General features: G+C 38.9%; 20 protein-coding genes, 9 tRNA genes, 1 rRNA gene and 1 other annotated feature. Of the genes, 5 read left to right on the top strand and 25 right to left on the bottom strand.

Going from position 1 to position 23,947, the window contains the following annotated elements; genetic code table 11:
• Positions 1 to 18: 18 nt before the first annotated feature.
• Both F4694_RS30755 and F4694_RS30750 read right to left on the bottom strand, forming a co-directional pair.
• Entirely contained in the window at positions 19 to 1,101 is a 1,083-nt protein-coding gene (locus F4694_RS30755) for a D-alanine--D-alanine ligase (RefSeq protein ID WP_179603689.1), read from the bottom strand.
• A gap of 127 nt (positions 1,102 to 1,228) precedes the next feature.
• Positions 1,229 to 2,005 (bottom strand): hypothetical protein, encoded by a 777-nt coding sequence (locus tag F4694_RS30750; protein WP_179603688.1) that lies wholly within the window; start codon positions 2,003 to 2,005, stop codon positions 1,229 to 1,231.
• Positions 2,006 to 2,312: 307 nt separating this feature from the next.
• On the opposite strand from F4694_RS30750, the gene mgtE reads away from it, so the two are divergent.
• The 4 genes from mgtE to F4694_RS30730 all read left to right on the top strand — a co-directional run bounded on the left by mgtE (position 2,313) and on the right by F4694_RS30730 (position 7,108).
• Positions 2,313 to 3,671, top strand: a complete 1,359-nt coding sequence (gene mgtE, locus F4694_RS30745) for a magnesium transporter (protein WP_179603687.1) — start codon at positions 2,313 to 2,315, stop codon at positions 3,669 to 3,671.
• 158 nt (positions 3,672 to 3,829) lie between these two features.
• Positions 3,830 to 5,011, top strand: a complete 1,182-nt coding sequence (locus F4694_RS30740) for an FtsW/RodA/SpoVE family cell cycle protein (protein WP_179603686.1) — start codon at positions 3,830 to 3,832, stop codon at positions 5,009 to 5,011.
• Between the two features lie 99 nt (positions 5,012 to 5,110).
• A complete protein-coding gene (gene uptA, locus F4694_RS30735; protein WP_179603685.1) occupies positions 5,111 to 5,707 on the top strand; it encodes an undecaprenyl phosphate transporter UptA in 597 nt (198 codons plus the stop codon).
• A gap of 123 nt (positions 5,708 to 5,830) precedes the next feature.
• Positions 5,831 to 7,108, top strand: coding sequence for a cation:dicarboxylate symporter family transporter (locus F4694_RS30730; RefSeq protein WP_179603684.1), 1,278 nt, complete (start codon positions 5,831 to 5,833; stop codon positions 7,106 to 7,108).
• 60 nt (positions 7,109 to 7,168) lie between these two features.
• On the opposite strand, the gene F4694_RS30725 is transcribed toward F4694_RS30730, so the two are convergent.
• From F4694_RS30725 to argS, 3 genes are all read right to left on the bottom strand, one after another.
• The gene (locus F4694_RS30725; RefSeq protein WP_179603683.1) at positions 7,169 to 8,350 is read right to left on the bottom strand and encodes a NupC/NupG family nucleoside CNT transporter; all 1,182 of its coding nucleotides are present in this window, start codon (positions 8,348 to 8,350) and stop codon (positions 7,169 to 7,171) included.
• Between the two features lie 251 nt (positions 8,351 to 8,601).
• On the bottom strand, positions 8,602 to 9,069 hold the full coding sequence (locus F4694_RS30720; RefSeq protein ID WP_179603682.1) for a DinB family protein: 468 nt from the start codon (positions 9,067 to 9,069) through the stop codon (positions 8,602 to 8,604).
• A 78-nt stretch (positions 9,070 to 9,147) separates the two neighbouring features.
• Positions 9,148 to 10,842 (bottom strand): arginine--tRNA ligase, encoded by a 1,695-nt coding sequence (argS, locus tag F4694_RS30715; RefSeq protein WP_179603681.1) that lies wholly within the window; start codon positions 10,840 to 10,842, stop codon positions 9,148 to 9,150.
• Positions 10,843 to 10,900: 58 nt separating this feature from the next.
• Positions 10,901 to 11,111 (bottom strand) — a binding site (T-box leader).
• Between the two features lie 99 nt (positions 11,112 to 11,210).
• Between argS and F4694_RS30710 the strand changes: the two genes are divergently transcribed.
• Positions 11,211 to 11,471, top strand: a complete 261-nt coding sequence (locus F4694_RS30710; protein ID WP_179603680.1) for an alpha/beta-type small acid-soluble spore protein — start codon at positions 11,211 to 11,213, stop codon at positions 11,469 to 11,471.
• Positions 11,472 to 11,495: 24 nt separating this feature from the next.
• Here the strand turns inward: F4694_RS30710 and F4694_RS30705 are convergent, their stop codons facing one another.
• The 20 genes from F4694_RS30705 to rrf form a co-directional block, all read right to left on the bottom strand.
• The gene (locus F4694_RS30705; protein ID WP_179603679.1) at positions 11,496 to 12,278 is read right to left on the bottom strand and encodes an ABC transporter permease; all 783 of its coding nucleotides are present in this window, start codon (positions 12,276 to 12,278) and stop codon (positions 11,496 to 11,498) included.
• Between the two features lie 6 nt (positions 12,279 to 12,284).
• Entirely contained in the window at positions 12,285 to 13,088 is an 804-nt protein-coding gene (locus F4694_RS30700; protein WP_179603678.1) for an ABC transporter permease, read from the bottom strand.
• A complete protein-coding gene (locus tag F4694_RS30695; RefSeq protein ID WP_179603677.1) occupies positions 13,085 to 14,062 on the bottom strand; it encodes an ABC transporter ATP-binding protein in 978 nt (325 codons plus the stop codon). The genes F4694_RS30700 and F4694_RS30695 overlap by 4 nt, the downstream gene beginning before the upstream one ends.
• A gap of 303 nt (positions 14,063 to 14,365) precedes the next feature.
• Positions 14,366 to 16,168, bottom strand: a complete 1,803-nt coding sequence (glmS, locus tag F4694_RS30690) for a glutamine--fructose-6-phosphate transaminase (isomerizing) (protein WP_179603676.1) — start codon at positions 16,166 to 16,168, stop codon at positions 14,366 to 14,368.
• A gap of 463 nt (positions 16,169 to 16,631) precedes the next feature.
• Positions 16,632 to 17,981, bottom strand: coding sequence for a phosphoglucosamine mutase (glmM, locus tag F4694_RS30685; protein ID WP_179603675.1), 1,350 nt, complete (start codon positions 17,979 to 17,981; stop codon positions 16,632 to 16,634).
• A gap of 37 nt (positions 17,982 to 18,018) precedes the next feature.
• Positions 18,019 to 19,248: a CdaR family protein gene (locus F4694_RS30680; protein ID WP_179603674.1), complete on the bottom strand. Its 1,230-nt coding sequence runs from the start codon at positions 19,246 to 19,248 to the stop codon at positions 18,019 to 18,021.
• On the bottom strand, positions 19,241 to 20,074 hold the full coding sequence (gene cdaA / locus F4694_RS30675; RefSeq protein WP_179603673.1) for a diadenylate cyclase CdaA: 834 nt from the start codon (positions 20,072 to 20,074) through the stop codon (positions 19,241 to 19,243). Before cdaA ends, F4694_RS30680 begins: the two co-directional genes overlap by 8 nt.
• Before the next feature lie 132 nt (positions 20,075 to 20,206).
• A complete protein-coding gene (locus F4694_RS30670) occupies positions 20,207 to 20,830 on the bottom strand; it encodes an anti-sigma factor family protein (RefSeq protein WP_179603672.1) in 624 nt (207 codons plus the stop codon).
• Positions 20,831 to 20,845: 15 nt separating this feature from the next.
• A complete protein-coding gene (gene sigW / locus F4694_RS30665) occupies positions 20,846 to 21,409 on the bottom strand; it encodes an RNA polymerase sigma factor SigW (RefSeq protein WP_179603671.1) in 564 nt (187 codons plus the stop codon).
• Between the two features lie 208 nt (positions 21,410 to 21,617).
• Positions 21,618 to 22,514 (bottom strand): arginase, encoded by an 897-nt coding sequence (rocF, locus tag F4694_RS30660; protein WP_179603670.1) that lies wholly within the window; start codon positions 22,512 to 22,514, stop codon positions 21,618 to 21,620.
• A gap of 281 nt (positions 22,515 to 22,795) precedes the next feature.
• Positions 22,796 to 22,871, bottom strand: a tRNA-Ala gene (locus tag F4694_RS30655).
• A gap of 137 nt (positions 22,872 to 23,008) precedes the next feature.
• A tRNA-Lys gene (locus F4694_RS30650) sits at positions 23,009 to 23,081 on the bottom strand.
• A 1-nt stretch (position 23,082) separates the two neighbouring features.
• Positions 23,083 to 23,157 (bottom strand) — tRNA-Gln (locus F4694_RS30645).
• A gap of 48 nt (positions 23,158 to 23,205) precedes the next feature.
• A tRNA-Tyr gene (locus F4694_RS30640) sits at positions 23,206 to 23,290 on the bottom strand.
• Between the two features lie 78 nt (positions 23,291 to 23,368).
• Positions 23,369 to 23,444 (bottom strand) — tRNA-Thr (locus tag F4694_RS30635).
• 27 nt (positions 23,445 to 23,471) lie between these two features.
• A tRNA-Val gene (locus tag F4694_RS30630) sits at positions 23,472 to 23,547 on the bottom strand.
• Positions 23,548 to 23,576: 29 nt separating this feature from the next.
• Positions 23,577 to 23,651: transfer RNA gene (locus tag F4694_RS30625), tRNA-Glu, on the bottom strand.
• 20 nt (positions 23,652 to 23,671) lie between these two features.
• Positions 23,672 to 23,744: transfer RNA gene (locus F4694_RS30620), tRNA-Thr, on the bottom strand.
• Positions 23,745 to 23,769: 25 nt separating this feature from the next.
• Positions 23,770 to 23,844 (bottom strand) — tRNA-Asn (locus tag F4694_RS30615).
• Positions 23,845 to 23,854: 10 nt separating this feature from the next.
• Positions 23,855 to 23,947, bottom strand: a 5S ribosomal RNA gene (gene rrf / locus F4694_RS30610); the annotation flags it as partial.

The following is a 23,947-nucleotide window of genomic DNA, read 5'->3' as shown; positions in this document are numbered from 1 at the left end:
CAGCCGTGTCATTGTAATCTAGAAGGTATATTTAATATTTTGCTTCTCGGCATGGCGTTCTTTTGCAAGGTCTACCAATGTTTCAATTAATTGTGGGTACTCAACACCTGTATGCTTCCATAACAGCGGGAACATGCTAAATGGCGTGAAGCCCGGCATTGTATTTACTTCATTAATTAAGGCCTTACCGTCCTTAGTTAAGAAGAAATCTGCACGTACAAGACCTGAGCAATCTAACGCTTTAAAAGCCTGAATTGCCATCTCTTTAATTTGTTGATACTCTTCTTCGGTTACATCCGCAGGTATGATTAAAGCCGTATCACCATCTTCATATTTCGCTTTATAATCATAAAAATCCTTTTTCGGAACAATTTCACCTGCAATCGAACACTTTGGATCATCGTTTCCAAGGATACCTACTTCGATTTCACGGGCGGTAACACCTTCTTCAATGATTACTTTTCGGTCAAACTGAAATGCTTCTACAAAGGCTGCTTCTAATTCCGTTCTATTTGTACATTTACTAATTCCAACACTCGAGCCTAAGTTTGCCGGTTTTACAAAACAAGGGTAGCCTAGTTGCTCTTCTACTTTTGCATAGACCGAATCTCTTGCCTTTTCCCATTCCGTTCGAATGAAGGCTACATAATTTACTTGCGCGAGTCCAGCTTGTGCAAATACATTTTTCATCATAACTTTATCCATACCCGCAGCGGAAGCCAATACACCATTGCCGACATATGGCAGGTTTAACAATTCCAATAATCCTTGAACCGTCCCATCCTCACCATTTGGTCCATGGAGCAGTGGGAAAATAACGTCTAATGGTTCGTTATTTTGTTTTTCACTATTGCTGAAAAGAGTGGGTGCCAATGATAAAGGCGATAACTGGTTTTCATTTGAAAATTCTAGTGCCTTGACATTTTCTGCTGGAGCAGTTAGCTGGGGTCCCTTTATCCACTGACCTTCTACATTTATGTAAATCGGATGAATTTCAAATTTTTCAAGATCGAGCGCCTTAATGACCGCAAGAGCTGTTTGTAACGATACTTTATGTTCAGCGGATTTACCGCCGTATAATAAACCAATTTTTGTTTTCATACTAAACCTCCATTTTCGTATTCACGATTTTATTTTATCACTTTTATTATTTTATGAAACCTACAGCTTGGCTAAAAACTACCGATTACACTAACACAAAGAAAATCTCTCCAGAGAAATGGAGAGATTAAATAACGGTAAGCTTCCATTCTTTTGTTTTTTTATCAAAGATGATTTTGGCATGACAGTTCTCGCTTGAGATTTGTTGATATTCCTCGTACATATCATCCATTGAGGCAAAATCACCTATTACCCAAATCGGGATTTCCAGCTTGTTGCGCTGATGATCGACATCCCGTAAAGAGATACAGATACCCTCTTTTATAAAAGGCGTTAAGGATAGGAGAATTTCCTTATTAATAGGTGGATATGTACGTTTCTTTCTAAGCCCTAAAAGTGTCTTTTCTAGTTTCAATTCTCCTAATTTAATGGAAAGGGCATAACTTAAAAGATGAAAAAAGTCCTTAAAACTTCGATAATATACTTTATTAAAGAATCCATCATCGTGCGCCAAGTAAACAAAACGGTTTCCAAGCTTATTATAAAAAGGCAGTTTTAAATGCTGCTTTTGGTGTCCCAAATATAATAATTCCGCAATTTCTTGTCCTGTTAGTTCATTTAATCCTTCTTCTTCAACAAAGTCAATCCAGCAAAAATCACCGTAACCATATATATCATCAGCAGCAAGCTTATTAATTCTCTCGTCCGGACAATATTCAAGCAGAGTATGCATATTAAAATCACCGTCTTCAAAGCGATGTTTTAATAACAACAAATGATTCATTGTTCCCGAAAAAGCAGCAGCAAATTCAGCAAATTCAATACCGTAAGATAGTACATACTGATCATTTTGATTTAAGTGGACATAGACGAGATCCTGTATGTCTTGATGATGCTTTTTCAAAGCAAACTCCTCCGATCAGGAAAATAAAATCTATGATAATGAGAAAAAGTACTCATTTAGGTGCTAATCATTATTAACCAATCTTCCACTATTTTATCATTAATAGTCCAAATAGCTTATTTCAATTCTTTTACAATTCAAAAGATATTTGTGATACTTTTGAAACAGTTAGCTTGATTGCCTTGTGAATAACACATACTAGTTTTAAACTCGATACTAGTATTAACTTCAGGATTATCAACAACTCATTTTTTACATACATGTATAGAGAGATTAAAACGCACCGTTAGGAAGGAGCGTGCAGCACATGATTAAAGAGATGACGCAAGACGAAATAACTCTCCATATTATTAAATTGTTGAAAGAAAACAAAAAGACTGACTTTATAACGATACTCGAAGAATTGCAGCCCTATGATACGGCAAAAATATATGAAGATTTGCCAGAAAAGCATAAACTCCGTTTTCTTTTATTTTTAAACAATGAAGTCCTTGCTGACCTGATGCAGGAACTTGAAAAAGAAGAACAACTTGAGGTGTTAAATAAGCTTGGAATTGAGAAATCCAGCAAGGTCCTTGATTTAATGGACAACGATGATTTGGCCCTTCTCTTAGATGAACTGTCACCAGAGAAAAAAGAGTCACTGCTCTCCGGTATGAAAGTGGAAGAGTCTAAAGCCGTTACCGATATCATGAATTACCCTCCTGAAACAGCAGGAAGATTGATGACCAATCGCTTTGTTTGGATTCGAAGTTACTATACCGTTAGAGAGGCAGTCGAAAAGTTAAAAACGTTTGCTGAGTTTGCTGAATCTATTAACTACCTATATGTCGTCGATGAACAGAGAAAGCTGGTTGGTGTTGTTTCTTATCGCGATTTACTGTTGGCAGGTATTGATGAAAAAATAAATAATATTATGTATGAACGCGTCATTTCCGTTTCTGTCACCACGGACCAAGAGTTAGTGGCCCGAATGACGGAACGATACGACTTTCTAGCGATTCCCGTAGTGGATGAGAGTAATATGCTTGTCGGTATTGTAACCGTCGATGATATTATTGACGTCGTTATTAAAGAAGCAAATGAGGATATAGAAAAATTATCAGCTTCTGGGAAATCCATTGACTTTGATACAAAGACATTTGTTGCAGCTGCAAGGAGGCTTCCATGGCTGATTTTGCTTTTATTTATAGGGCTCATTTCTGGCAGCATTATCTCAAGCTTTGAAAATACATTGGAGCAGGTAGTCGCCATAGCCTTTTTTATGCCAATGATTGCAGGAATGACCGGTAATACCGGTACTCAATCACTAGCTGTTGTTGTAAGAGGACTTATTACTCATGATATTGAAAAAGGAGTCATCCTACGTTTAATTACCCGTGAACTAGGTGTCGGTGTGACAATCGGGATTACCTGCGCCATCCTAATATCGATCATTGCTTATGTATGGCAAGGAAGCTTTATCTTAGGTGCTGTAGTTGGTGTGTCACTTTTCTTTACGCTTGTTATTGGCACCCTTGCTGGTACAATTATCCCCCTGATTTTATTTCGATTAAATATTGATCCAGCCGTGGCATCTGGTCCGTTAATTACGACGATTAATGATATTTTTTCATTACTCACTTACTTTGGAATTGCAACTATGTTCCTTAACTATCTCATGTAACACGGTCCATTAGACCGTGTTTTATTTTTTGAAACAAATTCTTTTGAAGAATCGTCATAATAGTAAAGCTCTTGTAATAAATTTCCTAAATATATTGTTACCAAATCTTTTCTTTGTTAGCATATCACTATATAAATAGACAAAATTGGGTGTGGCATATGGACAAACTCACAAAAAAAGTGGATCGCTTTGATTGGACGTTAACATTAATATTGTTTCTACTTTTTCTCGTTAGTTGCTTAGGAATTTATAGTGCACAAACAGCTGGTCAGTACGATGAAAATTTCTTAGTCAAGCAAACTTTCTGGTATGTGGTTGGCGCAGCGATCATTTCCATTACCATTCTTTTTGACAGTATTCAATATAGGCGGCTTTCCTGGTACTTGTATGGATTTGGACTTTTGTTACTCATTGGTGTCCTTGCTGCCCCTGAAAGCATCGCTCCCATTAGAAATGGTGCCAAAAGCTGGTTTATTACACCTCTCGGTTCGATTCAACCATCAGAATTTGTCAAAACATTTCTGATTTTAGCACTTAGCACTGTCGCAACTCAGCATCAAGAGAAATATCTTGAAAAAACATTTAAAAGAGATTTTTGGTTATTGCTTAAGTTGGTAATCACTACTTTTGTGCCAATCATCTTTATTATGAAGCAAAATGATTTAGGCACTTCTCTTGTCCTTTTGTCGATATTAGTAGGATTCATTTTAGTATCGGGGATCACATGGAGGATTATTTTACCTATCTTTAGTACCGGTGCTTCATTAGCTGTTTTCATTATTTACTTGGTCGTCCAAAGACCTGACATACTTGAAAAATATTTACATGTACAAGAATACAAATTTAATCGAATTTATGCATGGCTTGACCCGTTTAATCATTCAAGCAGCTCAGGCTATCATTTGTTGAAATCATTAAGTGCCATTGGGTCTGGACTGATAACTGGAAAAGGTTTTGGCAATCGAGAGGTGTATATTCCTGAAGGACACACAGATTTTATATTTAGTGTGATTGGAGAGGAATATGGGTTTGTAGGCGGAAGTATCGTTATCGGATTGTTCTTTCTATTAATTTATCACTTAATTAAAACCGCATTGGATACGAATGATCCGTTTAATACATATGTGTGTACTGGCATTATCTCTATGCTCACTTTCCATGTATTCCAAAATGTCGGCATGACCATCCAGGTGCTCCCGATTACCGGGATTCCTTTACCGTTTATTAGCTACGGCGGAAGTTCATTAATGGGTAATATGTTTGCAATGGGAATCGTCTACAGCATTCGCTTCCATCATCGTAACTACATGTTCTCATCTTCAAGGTCCTTAAGTAGCTAAGCGAGGAGAAGCGGCATATTCCGCTGTTTTTATTTCATTATTATTGAATCTGTTATAAACTTAAAAAAGCAAAAACATTTACAAAAGTGAAGGTGGAATATGAAAGAATTTATTTTCTCTGTTTTAGAGTTCTTATCAGAGTTAGGATACTTCGGAATAGCACTAGGGTTAATGATAGAAGTTATTCCAAGCGAAATAGTCTTAGGGTATGGCGGTTATATGATTTCTGAGGGGATCCTCGGATATCCTGGCGCGGTCATTGCAGGAACGATTGGTGGAACCCTGGCACAGTTATTTCTCTATTGGGCTGGTTATTATGGTGGACGTCCATTCCTAGAAAAATACGGTAAGTATGTTTTTATTAAAAAGAAGCAAATTGACCTTTCTGAGCAATGGTTTCGGAAATATGGAGTCGGCGTCATTTTCTTCGCCCGATTTATTCCAGTTGTCCGACATGCGATATCCATTCCTGCTGGGATTGCTAAAATGTCTGCGACAAAATTTACTCTTTATACGGTAGCAGCCGTTATTCCTTGGACCATCCTATTCCTTTATTTAGGGCATGCGTTAGGGGAAAATTGGTCGCATATTAAAGAATATGCTGCGCAGTATACGATGCCTATTATTATCGGTGCCGTTATTCTTGGTGTCATTTATTTCTTAATAAAGAAAACAAAGAAAACAACTACTAATTGATACAGTGGTTGTTTTTTTGTCATCAAAGCTTCATTTGACAATTAAACAGGTTAGAAAATAAAATAGACAAGATACATGTTTTTTTGTCGGAAACTATAGATTTAAGTCGAAAGGATTGATACTTTGAAAAAGTTTGGTTTAGCGTGGCAAATTTTAGTCGGATTAATCCTCGGGATTGCTGTAGGTGCGATTTTTTACGGAAACCCTGAGGTGCAAACATATTTACAACCAATTGGTACCATCTTTATCCGCTTAATAAAAATGATTGTCATCCCAATCGTAGTTTCTTCTCTAATTGTTGGGGTTGCTAGTGTAGGTGATATTAAAAAGCTTGGGTCTTTAGGCGGTAAAACGATTCTTTATTTTGAAATTATTACTACCATTGCTATTATTATCGGATTAGGTGCAGCCAACCTATTTCATCCTGGTACTGGCATTGATATGGAACACTTGAGCAAGAAGGATATTGGCGGCTATGTTTCTACAACAGAACAAGTGGAAACCCACAGTTTCGCAGATACATTTGTTAATATTGTCCCTCAAAATTTATTTGAATCACTCGTAGAAGGAGATATGCTTGCCATTATTTTCTTTTCTGTCTTTTTTGGTCTAGGGGTTGCAGCTATTGGTGAGAAAGGAAAACCAGTGTTAGCCTTTTTCCAAGGAACAGCTGAAGCCATGTTTTATGTGACAAATCAAATCATGAAATTTGCTCCCTTCGGTGTTTTTGCCCTTATCGGTGTAACGGTTTCCACCTTTGGGGTTTCGTCATTAATTCCTTTAAGCAAATTAATTTTTACGGTATACGGAGCGATGGTCTTCTTTATTCTAGTCGTTTTAGGATTTGTTGCTAAGCTAGTCGGTGTTAATATTTTTAACCTATTCCGTATTCTTAAAGATGAATTAATTCTTGCTTATTCGACAGCAAGCTCTGAAGCAGTTCTCCCTAAAGTAATGGAAAAAATGGAGCGCTTTGGCTGCCCTAAGGCCATCACAGCTTTCGTGATTCCGACTGGGTATTCATTTAACCTTGACGGGTCTACCCTTTATCAAGCATTAGCAGCGATTTTTATCGCGCAAATGTACGGCATTGATCTTTCCCTCAGCCAGCAACTATCGCTTATGCTTGTACTAATGGTAACGTCAAAAGGGATTGCCGGGGTTCCTGGTGTATCGTTCGTTGTTTTATTAGCTACCTTGGGAACGGTTGGAATACCGCTTGAAGGCTTGGCTTTTATTGCTGGTATCGATCGTATTTTAGATATGGCACGTACGGTGGTAAATGTCGTTGGAAATTCACTTGCTGCGGTTGTCATGTCAAAATGGGAAAAGCAATATGACTCAGAAAAAGCTGAGAAATATATAAATGAAGTAAAGCAAGCAAAGCCTGCTATTCAATAAATATTGAGAAAAGAGCCATGAAATAAGGCTGCTTGGAGTAAACTCCAGGCAGCCTTATTTTTAAAGCATTATACTCGTTATTGCGGCTGTTAATAAGCTTACGAGTGTTGCTCCATATAGTAATTTTAATCCAAACTTTGCTACTTGATTTCCCTTCGCCTCATTAAGACCCTTAACTGCACCCGTAATAATTCCAATCGAGGAGAAGTTTGCAAACGATACAAGAAACACTGATATAATGCCAACGGTGCGACTTGATAGAGAGTCTGAAATCTTTGCTAAATCCATCATCGCTACAAATTCATTTGATAATAATTTGGTTGCCATTATCGTACCGGCTTCAACCATATCGACTGCAGGAATTCCAACGATAAACGCAAGCGGCGCGAAGATATAACCTAAGACCATCTGGAAGCTAATGCCGAAAATGGCTTCAAATATATGGTTAATCATGCTAATTAAAGCAACAAAACCGATTAGCATGGCTCCCACAATAATAGCCACCTTGAATCCATCCATAATATATTCTCCAAGAACTTCGAAGAAAGTTTGTTTTTCTCCTTCTTGAATATCAATTATGTCTTCCTCCGCTGGAACTTCATAGGGATTAATAACGTTTGCAATCATAAATCCGCCAAATAAGTTTAACACCAATGCGGTAATCACATATTTCGGATCGATCATCGTCATATATGCCCCTAATATTGAGGCAGATACCGTTGACATCGCGGACGTACATAAAGTATAAAGGCGGTGCTGAGGTATATAAGGAAGCTGTTTTTTTACTGAAATAAATACCTCAGATTGACCGAAAACTGCAGATGCAACAGCATTATAGGATTCCAATTTACCTAAACCATTTACCTTACTTAATACAATTCCAAGATAGCGTATGATAATTGGAAGGATTCTAATATGCTGAGCAATCCCGATTAACACAGAAATAAACACGATTGGCAGCAGTACATTTAAGAAAAATGGTCCAGCACCTTCATTCGCCATTCCTCCAAATACAAAGTTAATTCCCTCTGCTGCGTAGCTTAAAAGATGGTCAAACAATGTAGAGACAGCTGTAATAATGACAAATCCGACCTCAGTATTAAGCAGCAAAAAAGCAAAAATGAGCTGCAGTACAAGCATAGTGACAAGCGGTTTAACCTTAATCCTTTTCTTATTGTTACTTACGATATAGGCTAACAAAAAGATGATAACGATTGCAGCTAGAAACAGTATATACTTCAAACACATTCCTCTCCTGTTCTTGACGTTCTATCAATTATGTAAAGAGATAGAAAATACTATTAATTTCGACAAATATCGACATTATTAAAAATACAAAAATGAGTATAATGGTAACGGTTACCTCTGTCAATTGAAAATAAGATAGTAGTAAAATTCAGGTTTTTCACTTTTTTATTATACCACCCCTTCTTTTTACTACTCTTTTGGCAAAAAAAAATCCACCCTTATAGGTGGATAATTAACTAACCGATCTATTTATTTTTTCGAGTTTCAATAACACGTTTCATAGCTTGAATATGTCCAAGGTGCAAATTCTCGTGGAAAAGAGCAAAATTAACGAGCCCACCAAAGGTTTCCTGACCAAGGAATGGCTCTTTCAACTTCACGCCAAGGTTTTCAACCGGAATTTCCTTCATTCTATTTAATTGGTCTTTTAACTGAGTCACTAAGACCGAAACAGAAGGAACATCCCCTTTCCAGTCAGCTGGCTTCGTCCCTCTTGCAAATAGTTCCATATAGTTTGCTGGTAAATTACTAGTATTTTTAGGAAAACCAAAAAGCAAACTCTCGTTCGTTGTTAACACATGTCCAACATGCCAATGAATGTTGTTATTAAATCCCTCAGGCTGTACATCAACTAGACCCTCATCAATTCCAACCACATTCTTGATAAAGAAACTCCTTGTTAACTCCATATTATTTAGCAAAAGTTGACTCATCCTCTAATTCCTCCTCTTTTCTCCCTGTACACCTCTTCATTCTATACCAAATTAACCCATTCATTAACCTGTTTTATCTTACATTTCCTCTGGAGCTTTAATTCCTAATAATCGCAAGCCTTCCTTTAGAACAATCGTCACAGAATAGACTAGTGCCAAGCGGGCTTGTTGTTCAGCGTTGTCTTCAAGGATCTTAACATCACCATAATATTTATTAAAAGCTTGTGCAAGGTCCACAATATATTTGGCAATTTGAGATGGGTCGAACTGCTCAAAAGCTCTTTTAATTGCACCTGTAAATTCAGTAAGCAGGCTAACAACCTTCCATTCTTTTTCCCAGGATGGTGATGTGACTGGAACACCTCTAGCCATCTGCCAGTTTCCTTTGCGTAAAATAGAGCAGGCCCGGGCATAGGTATATTGTACATAAGGTCCTGTTTCTCCTTCAAAACGCAGCATTTCCTCTAGTGAAAATTCGATATCATTCATTCTAAAATTCTTTAAGTCATGGAACATGACCGCCCCTACCCCCACCTGTTTAGCCACTGTATCCTTGTTTGTGAGGTTGGGATTTTTTTCCTCAATATTATGTCTGGCCATAGCGATAGATTCGTTTAGGACTTCCTCTAATAAGACGACCTTCCCTTTTCTTGTCGACATCTTCTTTCCATCTTTAAGCATCATTCCGAACGGGATATGGACCATCTTGCTTGCCCATGAGTACCCCATCTTTTCTAACACCGCCATTAACTGTTTAAAATGCAGACTCTGTTCATTACCGACAACGTACAATGACAGATCAAAATCATAGTTTTCTTTACGGTAAAGGGCTGCTGCTAAATCACGCGTTGCGTAAAGGGTAGCTCCATCGGATTTTTTAATTAAACATGGCGGCAATTCTTCATCTATTAGTTCCACGACTTGAGCCTGGTCTGATTCCACTAGCAATTGTTTTTCCTCTAGAATCTTGACGACACGGTCCATTTTATCATTATAAAAAGCTTCCCCTGCAAACGAATCAAATTGGACATTCATCAATTCATAAATTCTTGAAAACTCCTTTAAGGACTCATCACGGAACCACTGCCATAGCGAAGTGGCTTCCTCATCACCGTCTTCAAGTTTTTTAAACCAGTTTCTTCCCTGTTCCACAAGTGAAGGATCACTTTCTGCTTCATCGTGAAACTTCACATAAAGCGTTAATAATTCCTTAATGGGGTTCAGTTTTACCTTCTCTGCTTCTCCCCATAGTTTATAAGCTGTAATGAGTTTACCGAACTGAGTGCCCCAGTCCCCAATGTAGTTAATTCTGATGGGCTTATATCCACATTTTTCTACAATAAATGCTAAAGAGTTGCCAATGACGGTTGAACGCAAATGTCCCATTGAGAATGGCTTTGCGATATTGGGAGATGACAGGTCAATGGTTATAGGACGGTTATTCCCGATGTTTAAAGCACCATACTTCTCCTGCTCCTTAATAATTTCAGCAACCGTATCTTCTGAAACTAATTTTTTATTTAAGAAGATGTTGATATAAGCTCCGACCACTTCCACCTTCTCAATCGTTGGTGATTGGATCTTTTCACTTAACTCTTGAGCAATACTATTTGGCGATTTTCTTTTTATCTTTGCTAATGTAAAACAAGGAAAGGCTAAATCACCGTGCTGTTGATTTTTAGGTTTTTCAATTAGCACTTCTAATTCCTTCACCTGGATTTCATGGTCTAGTGCTTCGGATAATATCTTTGCAAACTCCTGTTTATACTTCATATTTTAAAACCTCCATTTTCTCTCTTTAAAAAAAAACAAAAAACTCCCGTCTCTATGTTGAAGAGACGAGAGTTAACTCGCGGTACCACTCTACTTGTTCTAATAGAACCAGCTTGGCTTGATAACGGAGGACTACTCCGGTTTGCCCTACTGCTTTCAGACAAACATCTCAAAAGTGCGCTTCATCCTCTGTTTCGTATCAGGCTCACACCATCCCTGACTCGCTTTGACTCTTCCCAGAGAACTACTCTCTTTTTCACTGATTTTTCCGACATGATTGTAGTTATTATACTGGATAAAAAAGGATTTATCTAGTGGAAGCTGATTATTTTTCAAATTGGGCATCCTACCCACAAAGGAGGGATAACATGGCCAGAAGAAATAGAAATAAAATCCTCGTCCCTGAGGCAAGAAATGGACTAGACGCATTAAAAGCAAAGGTCGTTCAGGCAAAAGATCCTGAAGATGCCAAATTTGAAGCCGCCGAGGAAGTCGGTGTTCCTTTAAAGAAAGGTTACAATGGCCAGCTCACATCACAGGAAGCTGGTAAGGTCGGCGGCAGATTAGGCGGAAGCATGGTCCGTGAGCTTGTTAAAATGGCTCAGGAAAATATGGCTAAAAAAAGGTAAGCAGTGTGTACTCCCACTGCTTACTTAGGACCCAGTGGATCGATAGTGCCTGACCCCAATTTGCCAGACAAGAAAACAAGGAATAATAAAGAGACTGCCTGCCAGTGGGGTCAGCATATAAAGTATCTCATCTCCCTGTGTTTTTCCAAGAATGAACATCAAAGGAAGGTAATTTACCGTACCAAAAGGGATGACATAGGTAAATATTCGAGCGACCCATTTTTGGTAAATATTTAACGGATATTGAGCCATCTCTCTGCCGCCATCCGTAAAGATATTTGCCACCTCTAGACCCTGAACTGTCCAAAAACACATCGTTGCAGCAAGCATATAGATACCTGTGAATATTAATACCCCGCTAGCAATCATAAAAAACAGAGTAACTGCCTTAACCAAACTCCATTCTATGGGGAGATTAGTCAAAGCCCAAATGAGCACGATACTGCTTTGAAGCAGCCTGCCAATCCGTGTGAATTCAAATTTTGACCCAAGGACTTGAAGGAAGGTGCTCCGTGGTCGTACAAGAACTCTGTCAAAATCCCCCTTTATGATTAAACTCGAAAAAGTATCAAATCCGCGCGCAAAACATTCGCTTAATGAAAAAGCCAAATGAATCACAGCAAAACATAGTGCAACTTCGAAAAACTCCCAGCCTTTTATTTGCCCAAATCGTTCAAACAAAAAGTATAGTCCAGCAAAAACCGAGAAAGGGATGAAAAACTGCCCAATCGACAAAAGCCAAAACGATGTCCGGTATTGCATTTGTGATTTAAATAAAATAAGCAGATACTTAAAATAAAGAGTCATTTCCCATTATCCCCCCTGTACGACTACTCTTTTTAATACATTGTTAAGGGCTAATTTTCCTAACCATAGGAGCCCGAGAAGATATCCCAGTTGAATAAAAACACCTATAATGGCGTCACTTTGTGCGATATGTCCTGAATAAACGCGGAATGGAAAATCGGCCGTCCAACGAAATGGCAGGACATAAGCAATTTTTTGCAGCCACAGAGGCATTAACGGAATCGGAATAATCAATCCAGCAAAAAATTCTCCTGTAACTCCGAATAGTAAGAGTGAACCCATTGGAGATAAAGTTATAAAAACAGAAATATATAAGAACATCGAAATGGCTACTAAGAGTAATAAGCCCAACAAAAGAGTAATGATAAATAATATGAAAGTTATTGCATTTGGAGGCAGTGTCATGTTGTAGGGCTTTGGTAAAAAAAACGCCACTAGCAGGATGGGATAGCAGCGTAATAGTGCACTGGATAACCGCTGTGCGAGAAGTTTTGCGTACCAAAATCCATATAGATCGGTGGGCCGGCAAAGTTCATAGGCAATATTGCCGCTTGTTATGAGGTCAAATAATTCATTATCACGAAACCAAAGCATAATAAATGCCAGGAACGCCTGCTGCAGCCAAATATATGTAATTAATTCTTTTAATGAAATGGGCGGTGTTATGGATGTATGTTCGTAGAATGCTTCAAAAACCATAATCGAAATAAATCCCCAGAAGAATTGGGTCGCTACTCCAGCCAGTGCAGCAGACCGATACTGCATACCAATTAACAGCCTTAATTTAAGTACTGAAGCGTATACTTTCATATTTGGAACTCCTTATAAAGCTGGACGATGATATCTTCGATTGGCTGTGATTCGATCGTCACATCTAATAGGTCTACCTTTTTGGATAGTTGTGTAATAACGTCTGAGGTTAGGATTTGTTCTGTATCAATGCTGAGGACAGCATGTTCCGGCGACCAGTGGATGATGGAGGTCCCAGGTATATCTATAGAATTGGAATTTTTACGATAGTCTGCCGTAATCGTTTTATGCGTTCCAAAACGTTTTCTCAATTCCTCTAATTTTCCATCATAGAGTAAACTGCCTTTACCAATTAAGATTACACGGTTGGCTAATGCCTCAATATCATTCATATCATGGGTAGTCAGGACCACCGTTACACCCTTTTCTTGATTTATGGCCTTGATAAACTGGCGAACTGCTATTTTCGAAACCGCATCGAGCCCAATGGTCGGTTCATCTAAAAATAGAATCTGAGGATTATGTATAAGTGAAGCGGCTATTTCACAGCGCATTCGCTGGCCTAAACTAAGCTGCCTGACAGGAGAGTTGATGATGTCTTGTAAGTCTAATGTTTCAATTAGCAGGTCTAACGTAGATTTATATTCTTGTTGTGGGACATAGTAAATATCCTTCAAGAGCTCAAATGAGTCAATCACCGGTACATCCCACCAAAGCTGCGAGCGCTGACCGAAGACGACCCCTATATTTTTTACATACTCGACCCGGTTCTTCCATGGCGTAAAGCCCATAATACTGCACTTCCCCCCATCAGGAACTAAAATGCCGCTCATGATTTTTATCGTTGTCGATTTACCGGCACCATTTGGTCCAATGTAACCTACAATTTCACCAGGCTCAATACTGAAAGTGATATCTTTTAGGGCTTCCACAATCGTATGCTCCCGGTAAAAAAGAGCCTTGGTGGCTTGCAGCAATCCAGTGGAACGCTTTGCTACTTTGAATGATTTTGTTATACCTTCTACCTTTATCAAATTTTTCCCTCCTTTTTTGTCACAAAGGAAAATAATATCACCTCATGGGGAAGAGTGTCAAGAATTTTCTAAATTGTTTTTAGTTTAAATGTTAACAAAGTTTTCACGCATTTTATGCAGGGTCTAGAAAAAAAATAAGGAGAATCTTGCAGAAATATTATAAAGTTATGGAATGTAAGCAATGGACTTACTATGAGTGACCGCTTTTGCTTCTTTTTAAAGTTCTTGGGCTCTCATCTTCCTAATCAAAACGAAAAAAAGACCCGATCTATCAAAAGTGGATACGGGTCTTCCTTAAAAGCCTTACTCTACTGTCACAGATTTCGCGAGGTTACGTGGTTTGTCAACGTCGCAATCACGGTGTAGTGCAGCGTAGTAGGCAAGAATTTGTAACGGTACTACAGAGATAAGTGGTGTTAATAATTCATGTACTTCCGGAATGACGAAGCTGTCCTCGTCCATGTTTAGACCCTTCATTGAAATGATACATGGGTTTGCACCGCGGGCCACAACTTCTTTTACGTTACCGCGAATGCTTAAGTTTACACTTTCTTGAGTAGCTAGTGCGATTACTGGTGTACCTTCTTCAATTAAAGCTATCGTACCATGCTTTAATTCTCCACCAGCAAAGCCTTCCGCTTGAATATAAGAAATTTCTTTTAGCTTTAACGCTCCTTCTAATCCAACATAGTAATCAATTCCACGTCCGATAAAGAAGGCATTGCGTGTTACTGAGAAAAACTCTCTAGAAATATGCTCAATGATCTCTTTTGAATCACAAAGGACTTCCATCGCATTGGCAACAAGACCAAGTTCATGAATAAGGTCAAAGGCAGGATCAAGATTACGGCTCTTTGCTGTTACCTCTGCTAAAATTGCTAAAACAGCTAATTGAGCTGTATACGCTTTGGTAGAGGCAACTGCAATCTCGGGTCCAGCGTGCAGCAATAGAGTATGATCTGCTTCACGAGAAAGAGTTGAACCAGGCACGTTTGTAATCGTTAAAGCTTGATAACCCTTTTCTTTAATATTAACAAGAACGGCACGGCTATCCGCAGTCTCACCACTCTGAGAAATAAAGACGAACAATGGTTTCTCAGAAAGAAGTGGCATGTTATAGCCAAACTCACTTGAAATATGAACTTCAACAGGAATTTTAGCCATTTTTTCAATGAACTGCTTTCCAACAAGCCCTGCATGATAAGAAGTTCCAGCCGCAATAATGTACACTCGATCAGAGTTATTCATGGCATAGATGATCTCCGGATCAATTGTTAATTCACCCTGATCATTTTGGTACGCTTGAATAATCTTACGCATAACAGCTGGCTGCTCATCAATCTCTTTTAACATGTAATGAGGGTATGTTCCCTTTTCAATGTCACTTGCATCTAGTTCTGCAATGTAAGATGTACGAGTAACAGTTTCCCCGGCAAGGTTTTGAATGGTAACATGGTTCTTTGTAACGATTACGATTTCTTTATCCATTAGCTCAACGTACTCATTCGTAACTTGAAGCATCGCCATTGCATCACTTGCTACAACATTAAAGTCTGAACCTAATCCAACAAGTAATGGACTTTTGTTTTTTGCAACGAAAATCGTATCACTGTTTTGTTCGTCTAATAACGCAAGGGCATAGGAGCCGTGTAACAGACCCAAAGTCTTACGGAAAGCTTCTAATACTTCTAAGCCCTCATGTACAAATTTTTCAACCAATTGTACAATGACTTCTGTGTCCGTTTCGCTCACAAATGTAACATCCGCTAAATATTCGCGCTTTAGAAGATCATAGTTTTCGATTACTCCGTTGTGAACTAATGTAAAACGTCCAGATGCACTTTGGTGTGGATGGGAATTTGTTCTACTTGGTACCCCATGAGTAGCCCAGCGTGTATGTCCAATTCCGATGTTGGCCATTACGTTCAAGTCTACGATCTCACGTAAATCAGCAATACGTCCCTTTTCCTTAAAAACATGAACCCCATTTTCGTTCATCACAGCAATACCCGCTGAGTCATACCCTCTATATTCGAGCTTTTCTAAGCCTTTTAGTAAAATTTCTTTCGTATCATTTAATCCAATATATCCAACAATTCCACACATTTTTTCTTTTCCTCCCTGATATGGGGGGCAAGAATGCTTTTGGAGGCTCACCTTGCCCCCTTATCTCTGTTTTGAAAGGTATCTGTATATACCTTTTTACTTTTTGTTGCTATTTTTAGTATGCGCATTTCCTTCTCTTTGTGCACCAAGTTGCCTCGATGTTTTAAAGAAGAAACAATCGGTTGTGCGTTCAACCGGGAGGTATCCGCCGAACATTCGATAAACCTCCTCCTCGTCAACTAACCCACCTTGGTTAGTTCAGGCGCTTTAGAAATACGTTGTGTTTTACTATCCTCCTTTTCCATTTTTTTGCTTTTAAAAAACAAAGCAAGTCTATCGTAACTGATGATTCAAAATTCGTCAACTAAATAATAAAAGGTAAAGATGTTTTACTTTACCAATTATATAATAAAATATGCATAAGGGTCCCGTTAAGTTCCCTTATGCATACGTATTTGTATCTCTATTCTTTTAATTCCATTTCTGCCTTTACTACAGAAACAATTCGATTTACATAGGCTTCGCACAATTCTTCTGTTGGTGCCTCTGCCATTACTCGAACAAGTGGTTCTGTACCAGATGGACGAACAAGGATACGTCCGTTTCCATTCATTTCTGCTTCTACCTGCTCGATAATCGCTTTTACCTTTTCATTATCCGTCACATGGTGCTTATCTGTTACGCGAACATTAACAAGCTTCTGAGGGAATTTTTTCATATCTGCTGCTAATTCAGATAATGTTTTCTTCGTTGCTTTCATAATATTAACTAATTGTAATCCCGTTAATAAACCGTCTCCAGTCGTATTGTAATCCAAGAAAATGATGTGTCCGGATTGTTCACCACCAAGATTAAACCCATTTTTCTTCATTTCTTCAACAACGTAGCGGTCACCGACTGCTGTAGGTACACTTTGAATCCCGAGAACTTCGAGACCTTTATAAAATCCTAAGTTACTCATTACAGTAGAAACAATCGTACTATGTTTTAGACGTCCCTGTTCCTTCATGTACTTACCACAAATAAACATGATTTGGTCTCCATCCACAATATTACCCTTTTCATCAATTGCGATTAAACGGTCTCCATCACCATCAAAGGATAAACCTACATCGGCACCCTTCTCTTTGACCATTGCCGCTAATGCTTCTGGATGTGTGGACCCAACTCCAGCATTAATATTAATGCCGTTTGGTGAAGCACCCATCACTGAAATATCCGCATCCAAATCAGCAAATAAATGTGTAGCAAGAGAAGATGTAGCTCCATGAGCACAATCTAAAGCAATATGAATACCAGAGAAATCTTCATCCACTGTATTCTTTAAGTATTGCAGGTACTTTTGTCCGCCCTCAAAATAATCCATGACCTGACCAAGATCTGCTCCAACTGGTCTAGGTAATTGATCATCTGTCATATCAATTAATTCTTCAATTTCATATTCCTGCTCATCAGATAGTTTAAATCCATCAGGCCCGAAAAATTTAATCCCATTGTCTGCCACCGGATTATGGGAAGCAGAAATCATTACTCCTGCCTCAGCACCCAGCGCTTTTGTTAAATAGGATACACCTGGTGTTGAAATCACACCTAAGCGCATTACCTCTGCACCAATTGATAGTAATCCAGCTACCAATGCCCCTTCAAGCATATGCCCAGAAACACGGGTATCACGACCAATCAGCACCTTTGGTCTGTCTTTATCCTTTGTTAATACAAACCCACCGAAACGCCCAAGCTTAAATGCTAGTTCAGGTGTTAATTCACTATTCGCCACTCCGCGGACGCCATCGGTACCAAAGTATTTTCCCATTATCAAAATCGCTCCTTATCATGTATACTGCTGTGTTTTATGCGTTGTCTTTCGTTATTGTAATTTTGGCTGACGATTTATCAGGTTGCCAATTTACATTCGGTGGTCCATCGACTTGAATCGGAACATTATGATTACCCTCTGTAAAACCTGTTAAATCAATGAAAATATTGAAGTTGTTTGGTCCAAGATTTGCAGCTTGTGCACCTGTGCCAAAGACTAATAAATTTACTAACTGATCGGAAGGGTCATTAATTACCGCTTGGTATTCTTCTGACAACCCCCTAATGTTTATAGGGATACCTGATACTGTGGTCTCTTCCTCTTTTTTAACCACAACGGTCACCTCTACTGTTTCAGGTGTTACCTTTGTTATGCCATTTGAGATAATTACCGGTAAAGTAATCGTCGTATTTTCACTAATCTTACTTACGTCGACTTCGACACGGACATTATCAGTATCTTTCAGTACATCGTCTGTACCTGAAATTACTGCTTCTTTTACATTCAAATCGATTGATTCAATCGTGATTCCTTCTTGTGGTGTTCCTTTTTCAACGATGTTAATCGGTACTGTTTTATCATTGCTTTTTATTGGAATCGTGACCTCTACTGTTGCCGGCTCTACTACTACATTCAGTTTATTTAATTCCTTGTCTAGTACTTGTACCTGGGCCTCTCTAGAGACTGTACTATCAAGAAGGTCCTTACCTTCAAGCGCTGCCTTAACATATGTAATTCGGTCGATTACATCCTTCGCACCTGTAATTTTAACCTTCTTAGGTTTAACAGTAGGTTGTCCCGCTGAATAACCATCTTTTATCAAGTCACTATTAAATTCAGCCTCTACCGCAAATTCAGTTGTTACTTTTTCCTGCACTGCCACAGTTACAGAACCTGGCTTAATTGTTGCTTTTAATTTATCAGATAACCCGCTTACTTCGAATTTCACCTTTTGATTACCTATATTGGCATTGGTTAGATCTACAAATACCTCAAAGTTTTTTAAAGCCTTTGCTGACTTAACATGAGGCATTGGACCTTCGATGGTTACTTCTACCGTGTCGGGAATTCCTGAAACTACGAGATTTTCGGTGTCATAATAAGCTTTTACTGGAATATCTGCTAAGGTTTCTGTGGTATTATCCCCTGGTACATTTATTTCTGTTGTTTTTCCCCCTGAATTTGGGACCGCAGAATAAAGTAGTATGGCCAATAATAACGCCAGTATTTTAATAAACCAGGGATTATCCATCAGTTTATCCATTATTCTTTCCCCTCCAGTTCCAACGAGCTGAAGAAGCCGGTTTTACTTTCGTATTTGTGATAAGTAAATCATGAGAAATCAATTCTTTAAATGCGTCTAAAGTTAAATTGCGATGCAACTCCCCATTTTTGGTTAAAGAAATATTTCCGGTTTCTTCAGAAACCACTACCGTAATACTGTCTGTGACTTCACTTATTCCTAAAGCAGCACGGTGTCTTGTACCAAGCTCCTTTGAAATAAAAGGGCTTTCGGATAAGGGAAGATAACAAGCAGCGGCGGCTACATTATTTTTTTGAATAATTACAGCGCCATCATGCAGTGGTGTATTTGGAATAAAAATATTTATGAGTAATTCAGAAGAAATTTTTGCATCTAGTGGAATACCTGTTTCTATGTAATCACTCATCCCTGTTTCCCTTTCAATGGAAATCAAGGCACCTATGCGCCGTTTTGCCATATAGTCTGTGGCCTTAACAATCGCTTCGACCATTTTCTCTTGCTCCTCATCATCAGGGCCATTGGTTCGTGAAAAAAACCGTCCTCTGCCTAATTGCTCAAGGGCTCTCCGAAGTTCAGGCTGAAAGATAATAATAATAGCAAGGAATCCCCAATCAATTGCCTGCTGCGTTAACCAACTCAGCGTATTAAGACCAAAAAACTCACTAACAACTCTTATAAGGAGAATAACAACAATTCCTTTTAATAATTGTACAGCTTTTGTTCCTTTAATTAGGTTTAACAGTTTATAAATGACCCACGAAACAAGGAGAATATCAACAATACTAGCTAAATACTTCCATATAGTAAAATCCTCAAAAAACGGCATTGTTTTTCCTCCGTAAATTTGTCTAACTAATAACCTATTTATTATAACATAAATTAAACATGTACTTATTATTTATCATTCTTACTGATATCATGAAAAAAGAAATCACTCACTACGAGTGACTTCTTATTATTATTCTTCACCATCATTAAAGATATCAATGACCTCAAAAGCAGTCCTTTTCATGTGATACCAGATCCAATCGAAGACTTCATTCACCTCTTCTATTTGACCTGTAACATTTCCAGCAGATGCTAAGTACTGTTCCCCATTAATGACTGTCACATCGCCTTGTACTTCCCCCTCAATTCTTAACTCTCCGTTTCGGACGATGACATCACCTTTAACGACTTCCCCTTCCGGGACAATCACAGTACCGTTCTCAACTACCAAATTCTCTTGTTTTGAAACAGAAAATTCACGGTCTTGGTTCCAAGTTGATATTAGACTTCCTGTCATTAAAACGATAAATAATGACGCAGCAGCAATTAACGGGTGATTTCGTAACCACCTTTGCATGCCAACCTTTTTCTTTTCCTTTGGCAGGCTGGCCATTACATTCGCCGTAAAATTTGGAGGTGCCTGCATTCTTGAAGTTCCTTTTACAACTGCAATAGTCCTCTTATATTCATTGAACAGTGTCTCACAGTCCTTACAGCTTTTGAGGTGGTCTCTTAAAATCATCTCATTTTCTGGGTCAATTTCTTCATCTAAATATTCATGCATTAACTCAACGATTTTTTCATCACACTTCAACGTGTTCACCTCTTATCACACATAACGTAATTGTTGACGTAACGCCTCGCGCCCACGATGGATCCGCGTTTTAACTGTGCCTAACGGCAAATCAAGAATTTCACTTATTTCATTTAAAGACAACTCTTCAATATACTTTAAAACAATAACAGATCTGTATTTCTCAGGAAGCTTTAAAATTTCCTTATGAACAGTATCCTGAAGTTCAAGACTTTCTAACTCAATTTCTGGCAGGGGGGAATTGGATGCCAATTGTGAGTACATCGTGAGGCCGTCCGTTCCCGACACTTCTGCATCAAGATAGTAATCTGGCTTTTTCTTTCTTATCCTGTCTATACACAAATTTGTTGCAATCCGAAATAACCAAGTCGAAAACTTTAGATCCTGATTAAATGATTTGATATTAACATATGCACGGATAAAGGCTTCCTGTGCAATATCTTCTGCTTCATGGCGATTTCCCAGCATTCGATAACCTAGCTGATAAATACTATTGCTATAAATCTCAACAATTTCAGCAAAAGCATCTTGATCGCCTTTTATTACCTGTTTAATTCTTTTTTTTATAAGGGCTTCCATCTATTTTTCTCAGCTCCAATACAGCTATACAATCTTACGAATCAATAGCAAAAAGGTTTCATATAAATAATTTCTTTCTTACACACTTTTTATATTAACAAATATTAACTATTTTGGATAAAAGGAAGCTTAAAAGATTTTTTACTGTGGGAAGGAATAGCGGAGGAATAATAACAGCAGCTTTCATGGAAAGCTGCTTGCTTAATAATTATAATAATTTTTCACCGAACAGGGAGCCCATCAGTTCAACAGCCGCCCTAGCTGTTTTATTCTTTTCATCTAGTATAGGATTAACTTCCACAAATTCTGCTGAGGTAATAATCCGCGCTTCTTCAAGCATCTCCATTGCCAAATGACTTTCACGGTAACTAATACCGCCCATAACAGGAGTTCCTACACCTGGGGCATCATTTGGATCTAATCCATCTAAATCTAGGGATAAGTGCACACCATCTGTTCTTTCTTTTAGATAGGCAATCGTTTCCTCCATCACTTTTGCCATCCCAAGCCTGTCAATCTCATGCATGGTGTAGACTTTTATGCCTTTTTCTTTAATTAGGATTTTTTCACCTTCATCAAGAGATCTTGCGCCGATGATAACCACGTGCTCTGGTTTTACCTTTGGGGCATATCCCCCGATATTTGTTAAAGAACGATGACCAATTCCTAGGCTTGCTGCTAATGGCATACCATGTATATTTCCTGAAGGCGAGGTTTCTGCCGTATTCAAATCACCATGTGCATCATACCAGATAACTCCTAAGCTGGTGTAGTGCTTAGATACACCTGCTAAGGTCCCAATGGCAATGCTATGGTCTCCACCCAAAACAAGTGGAAATGAACCAGAAGTAATCACTTCGTCCACCTTTTCGGCTAGCAAGGTGCTTTTTTCGGCTACAAGATCTAAATTCCGTAAGTTAGATTCTTTATCGATCACCACTTCAGGTCTTCCAATCGGAATGTCCCCCATGTCATGAATTTCATCAAATAGTGGTTTCAGTCTTTCATTTATCCCCGCATACCGGATAGCACTAGGTCCCATATCAACTCCCCGTCTCATTTGACCTAAATCCATCGGCATTCCAATTATAGATAGCTTCCTCATATTCTACCTCCTACCCTTCATTAATACTATTTTAACCGCTTTCAGGGCAATGACTCAACTCGACAAAATTATGTATATATATACGAAGTTTGGTTTTATTTAAAGTGGTAATTTTGGTTTAAAAGGAGGTAGTAGTTTGAAACGTAGTCGATTACTGGCATCATGGAAGCTGCATGGTTACCACTTATTCAGTTTTTCTTTATTACGGTCACTTAACCAAAGCAAAAAATAAAAAAGCCTTAAATCCGAGTGATTTAAGGCGAAGTTTATATGTAGTGTAATGGTGGAGCCTAGCGGGATCGAACCGCTGACCTCCTGCGTGCAAAGCAGGCGCTCTCCCAGCTGAGCTAAGGCCCCATATGGAGCGGAAGACGGGATTCGAAGTGAGCGACCTCCACCTTGGCAAGGTGGTGTTCTACCACTGAACTACTTCCGTTTTTCATAGATAAAGACCCGTAGAGATATAAATCTCTTGGGGCCAAATTGTAAAATGATGAGCCATGAAGGACTCGAACCTTCGACCCTCTGATTAAAAGTCAGATGCTCTACCAACTGAGCTAATGGCTCTTGGCTGGGCTAGCTGGATTTGAACCAACGCATGTCGCAGTCAAAGTGCGATGCCTTACCGCTTGGCTATAGCCCAATGTTTAGTACAATAAATAGTATGTCCAACATTTATTGAAAATATAAGTGGTGGAGGGGGACGGATTCGAACCGCCGAACCCGGAGGGAGCGGATTTACAGTCCGCCGCGTTTAGCCACTTCGCTACCCCTCCACTTATTGAAACTACTTAAAATCCCGTCGAGGATTTTTTTATGCTTCCACTGAAGCTAATTCAGAAGATAAAAAAGCATGGTGCCGGCGAGAGGACTTGAACCCCCAACCTACTGATTACAAGTCAGTTGCTCTACCAATTGAGCTACCCCGGCACATTTTAAATATCATTTAATTAAAAATGGTGGAGGATGACGGGATCGAACCGCCGACCCTCTGCTTGTAAGGCAGATGCTCTCCCAGCTGAGCTAATCCTCCATATAAATGTGAATCAATTAACAAAAAATTGGTGACCCCTACGGGATTCGAACCCGTGTTACCTCCGTGAAAGGGAGGTGTCTTAACCACTTGACCAAGGGGCCATATAGAAAATAAGAAGGTAAGCTTCCAAGCGGGCTCGAACCGCTGACCTCTTCCTTACCATGGAAGTGCTCTACCTACTGAGCTATGGAAGCATAGCCAATATTCATAAAATAAAAGTGGCTCCGCAGGTAGGACTCGAACCTACGACCGATCGGTTAACAGCCGATAGCTCTACCACTGAGCTACTGCGGAACAATATAAAGCCTGGCAACGTCCTACTCTCACAGGGACAAAGTCCCAACTACCATCGGCGCTGAGAAGCTTAACTTCCGTGTTCGGTATGGGAACGGGTGTG

Source organism: Neobacillus driksii (genome assembly GCF_013409995.1).
Taxonomy (GTDB): domain Bacteria; phylum Bacillota; class Bacilli; order Bacillales; family Cytobacillaceae; genus Neobacillus; species Neobacillus driksii.
Note: the sequence above shows the minus strand (reverse complement) of the source record. Positions and strands in the feature narration are given on the sequence as shown.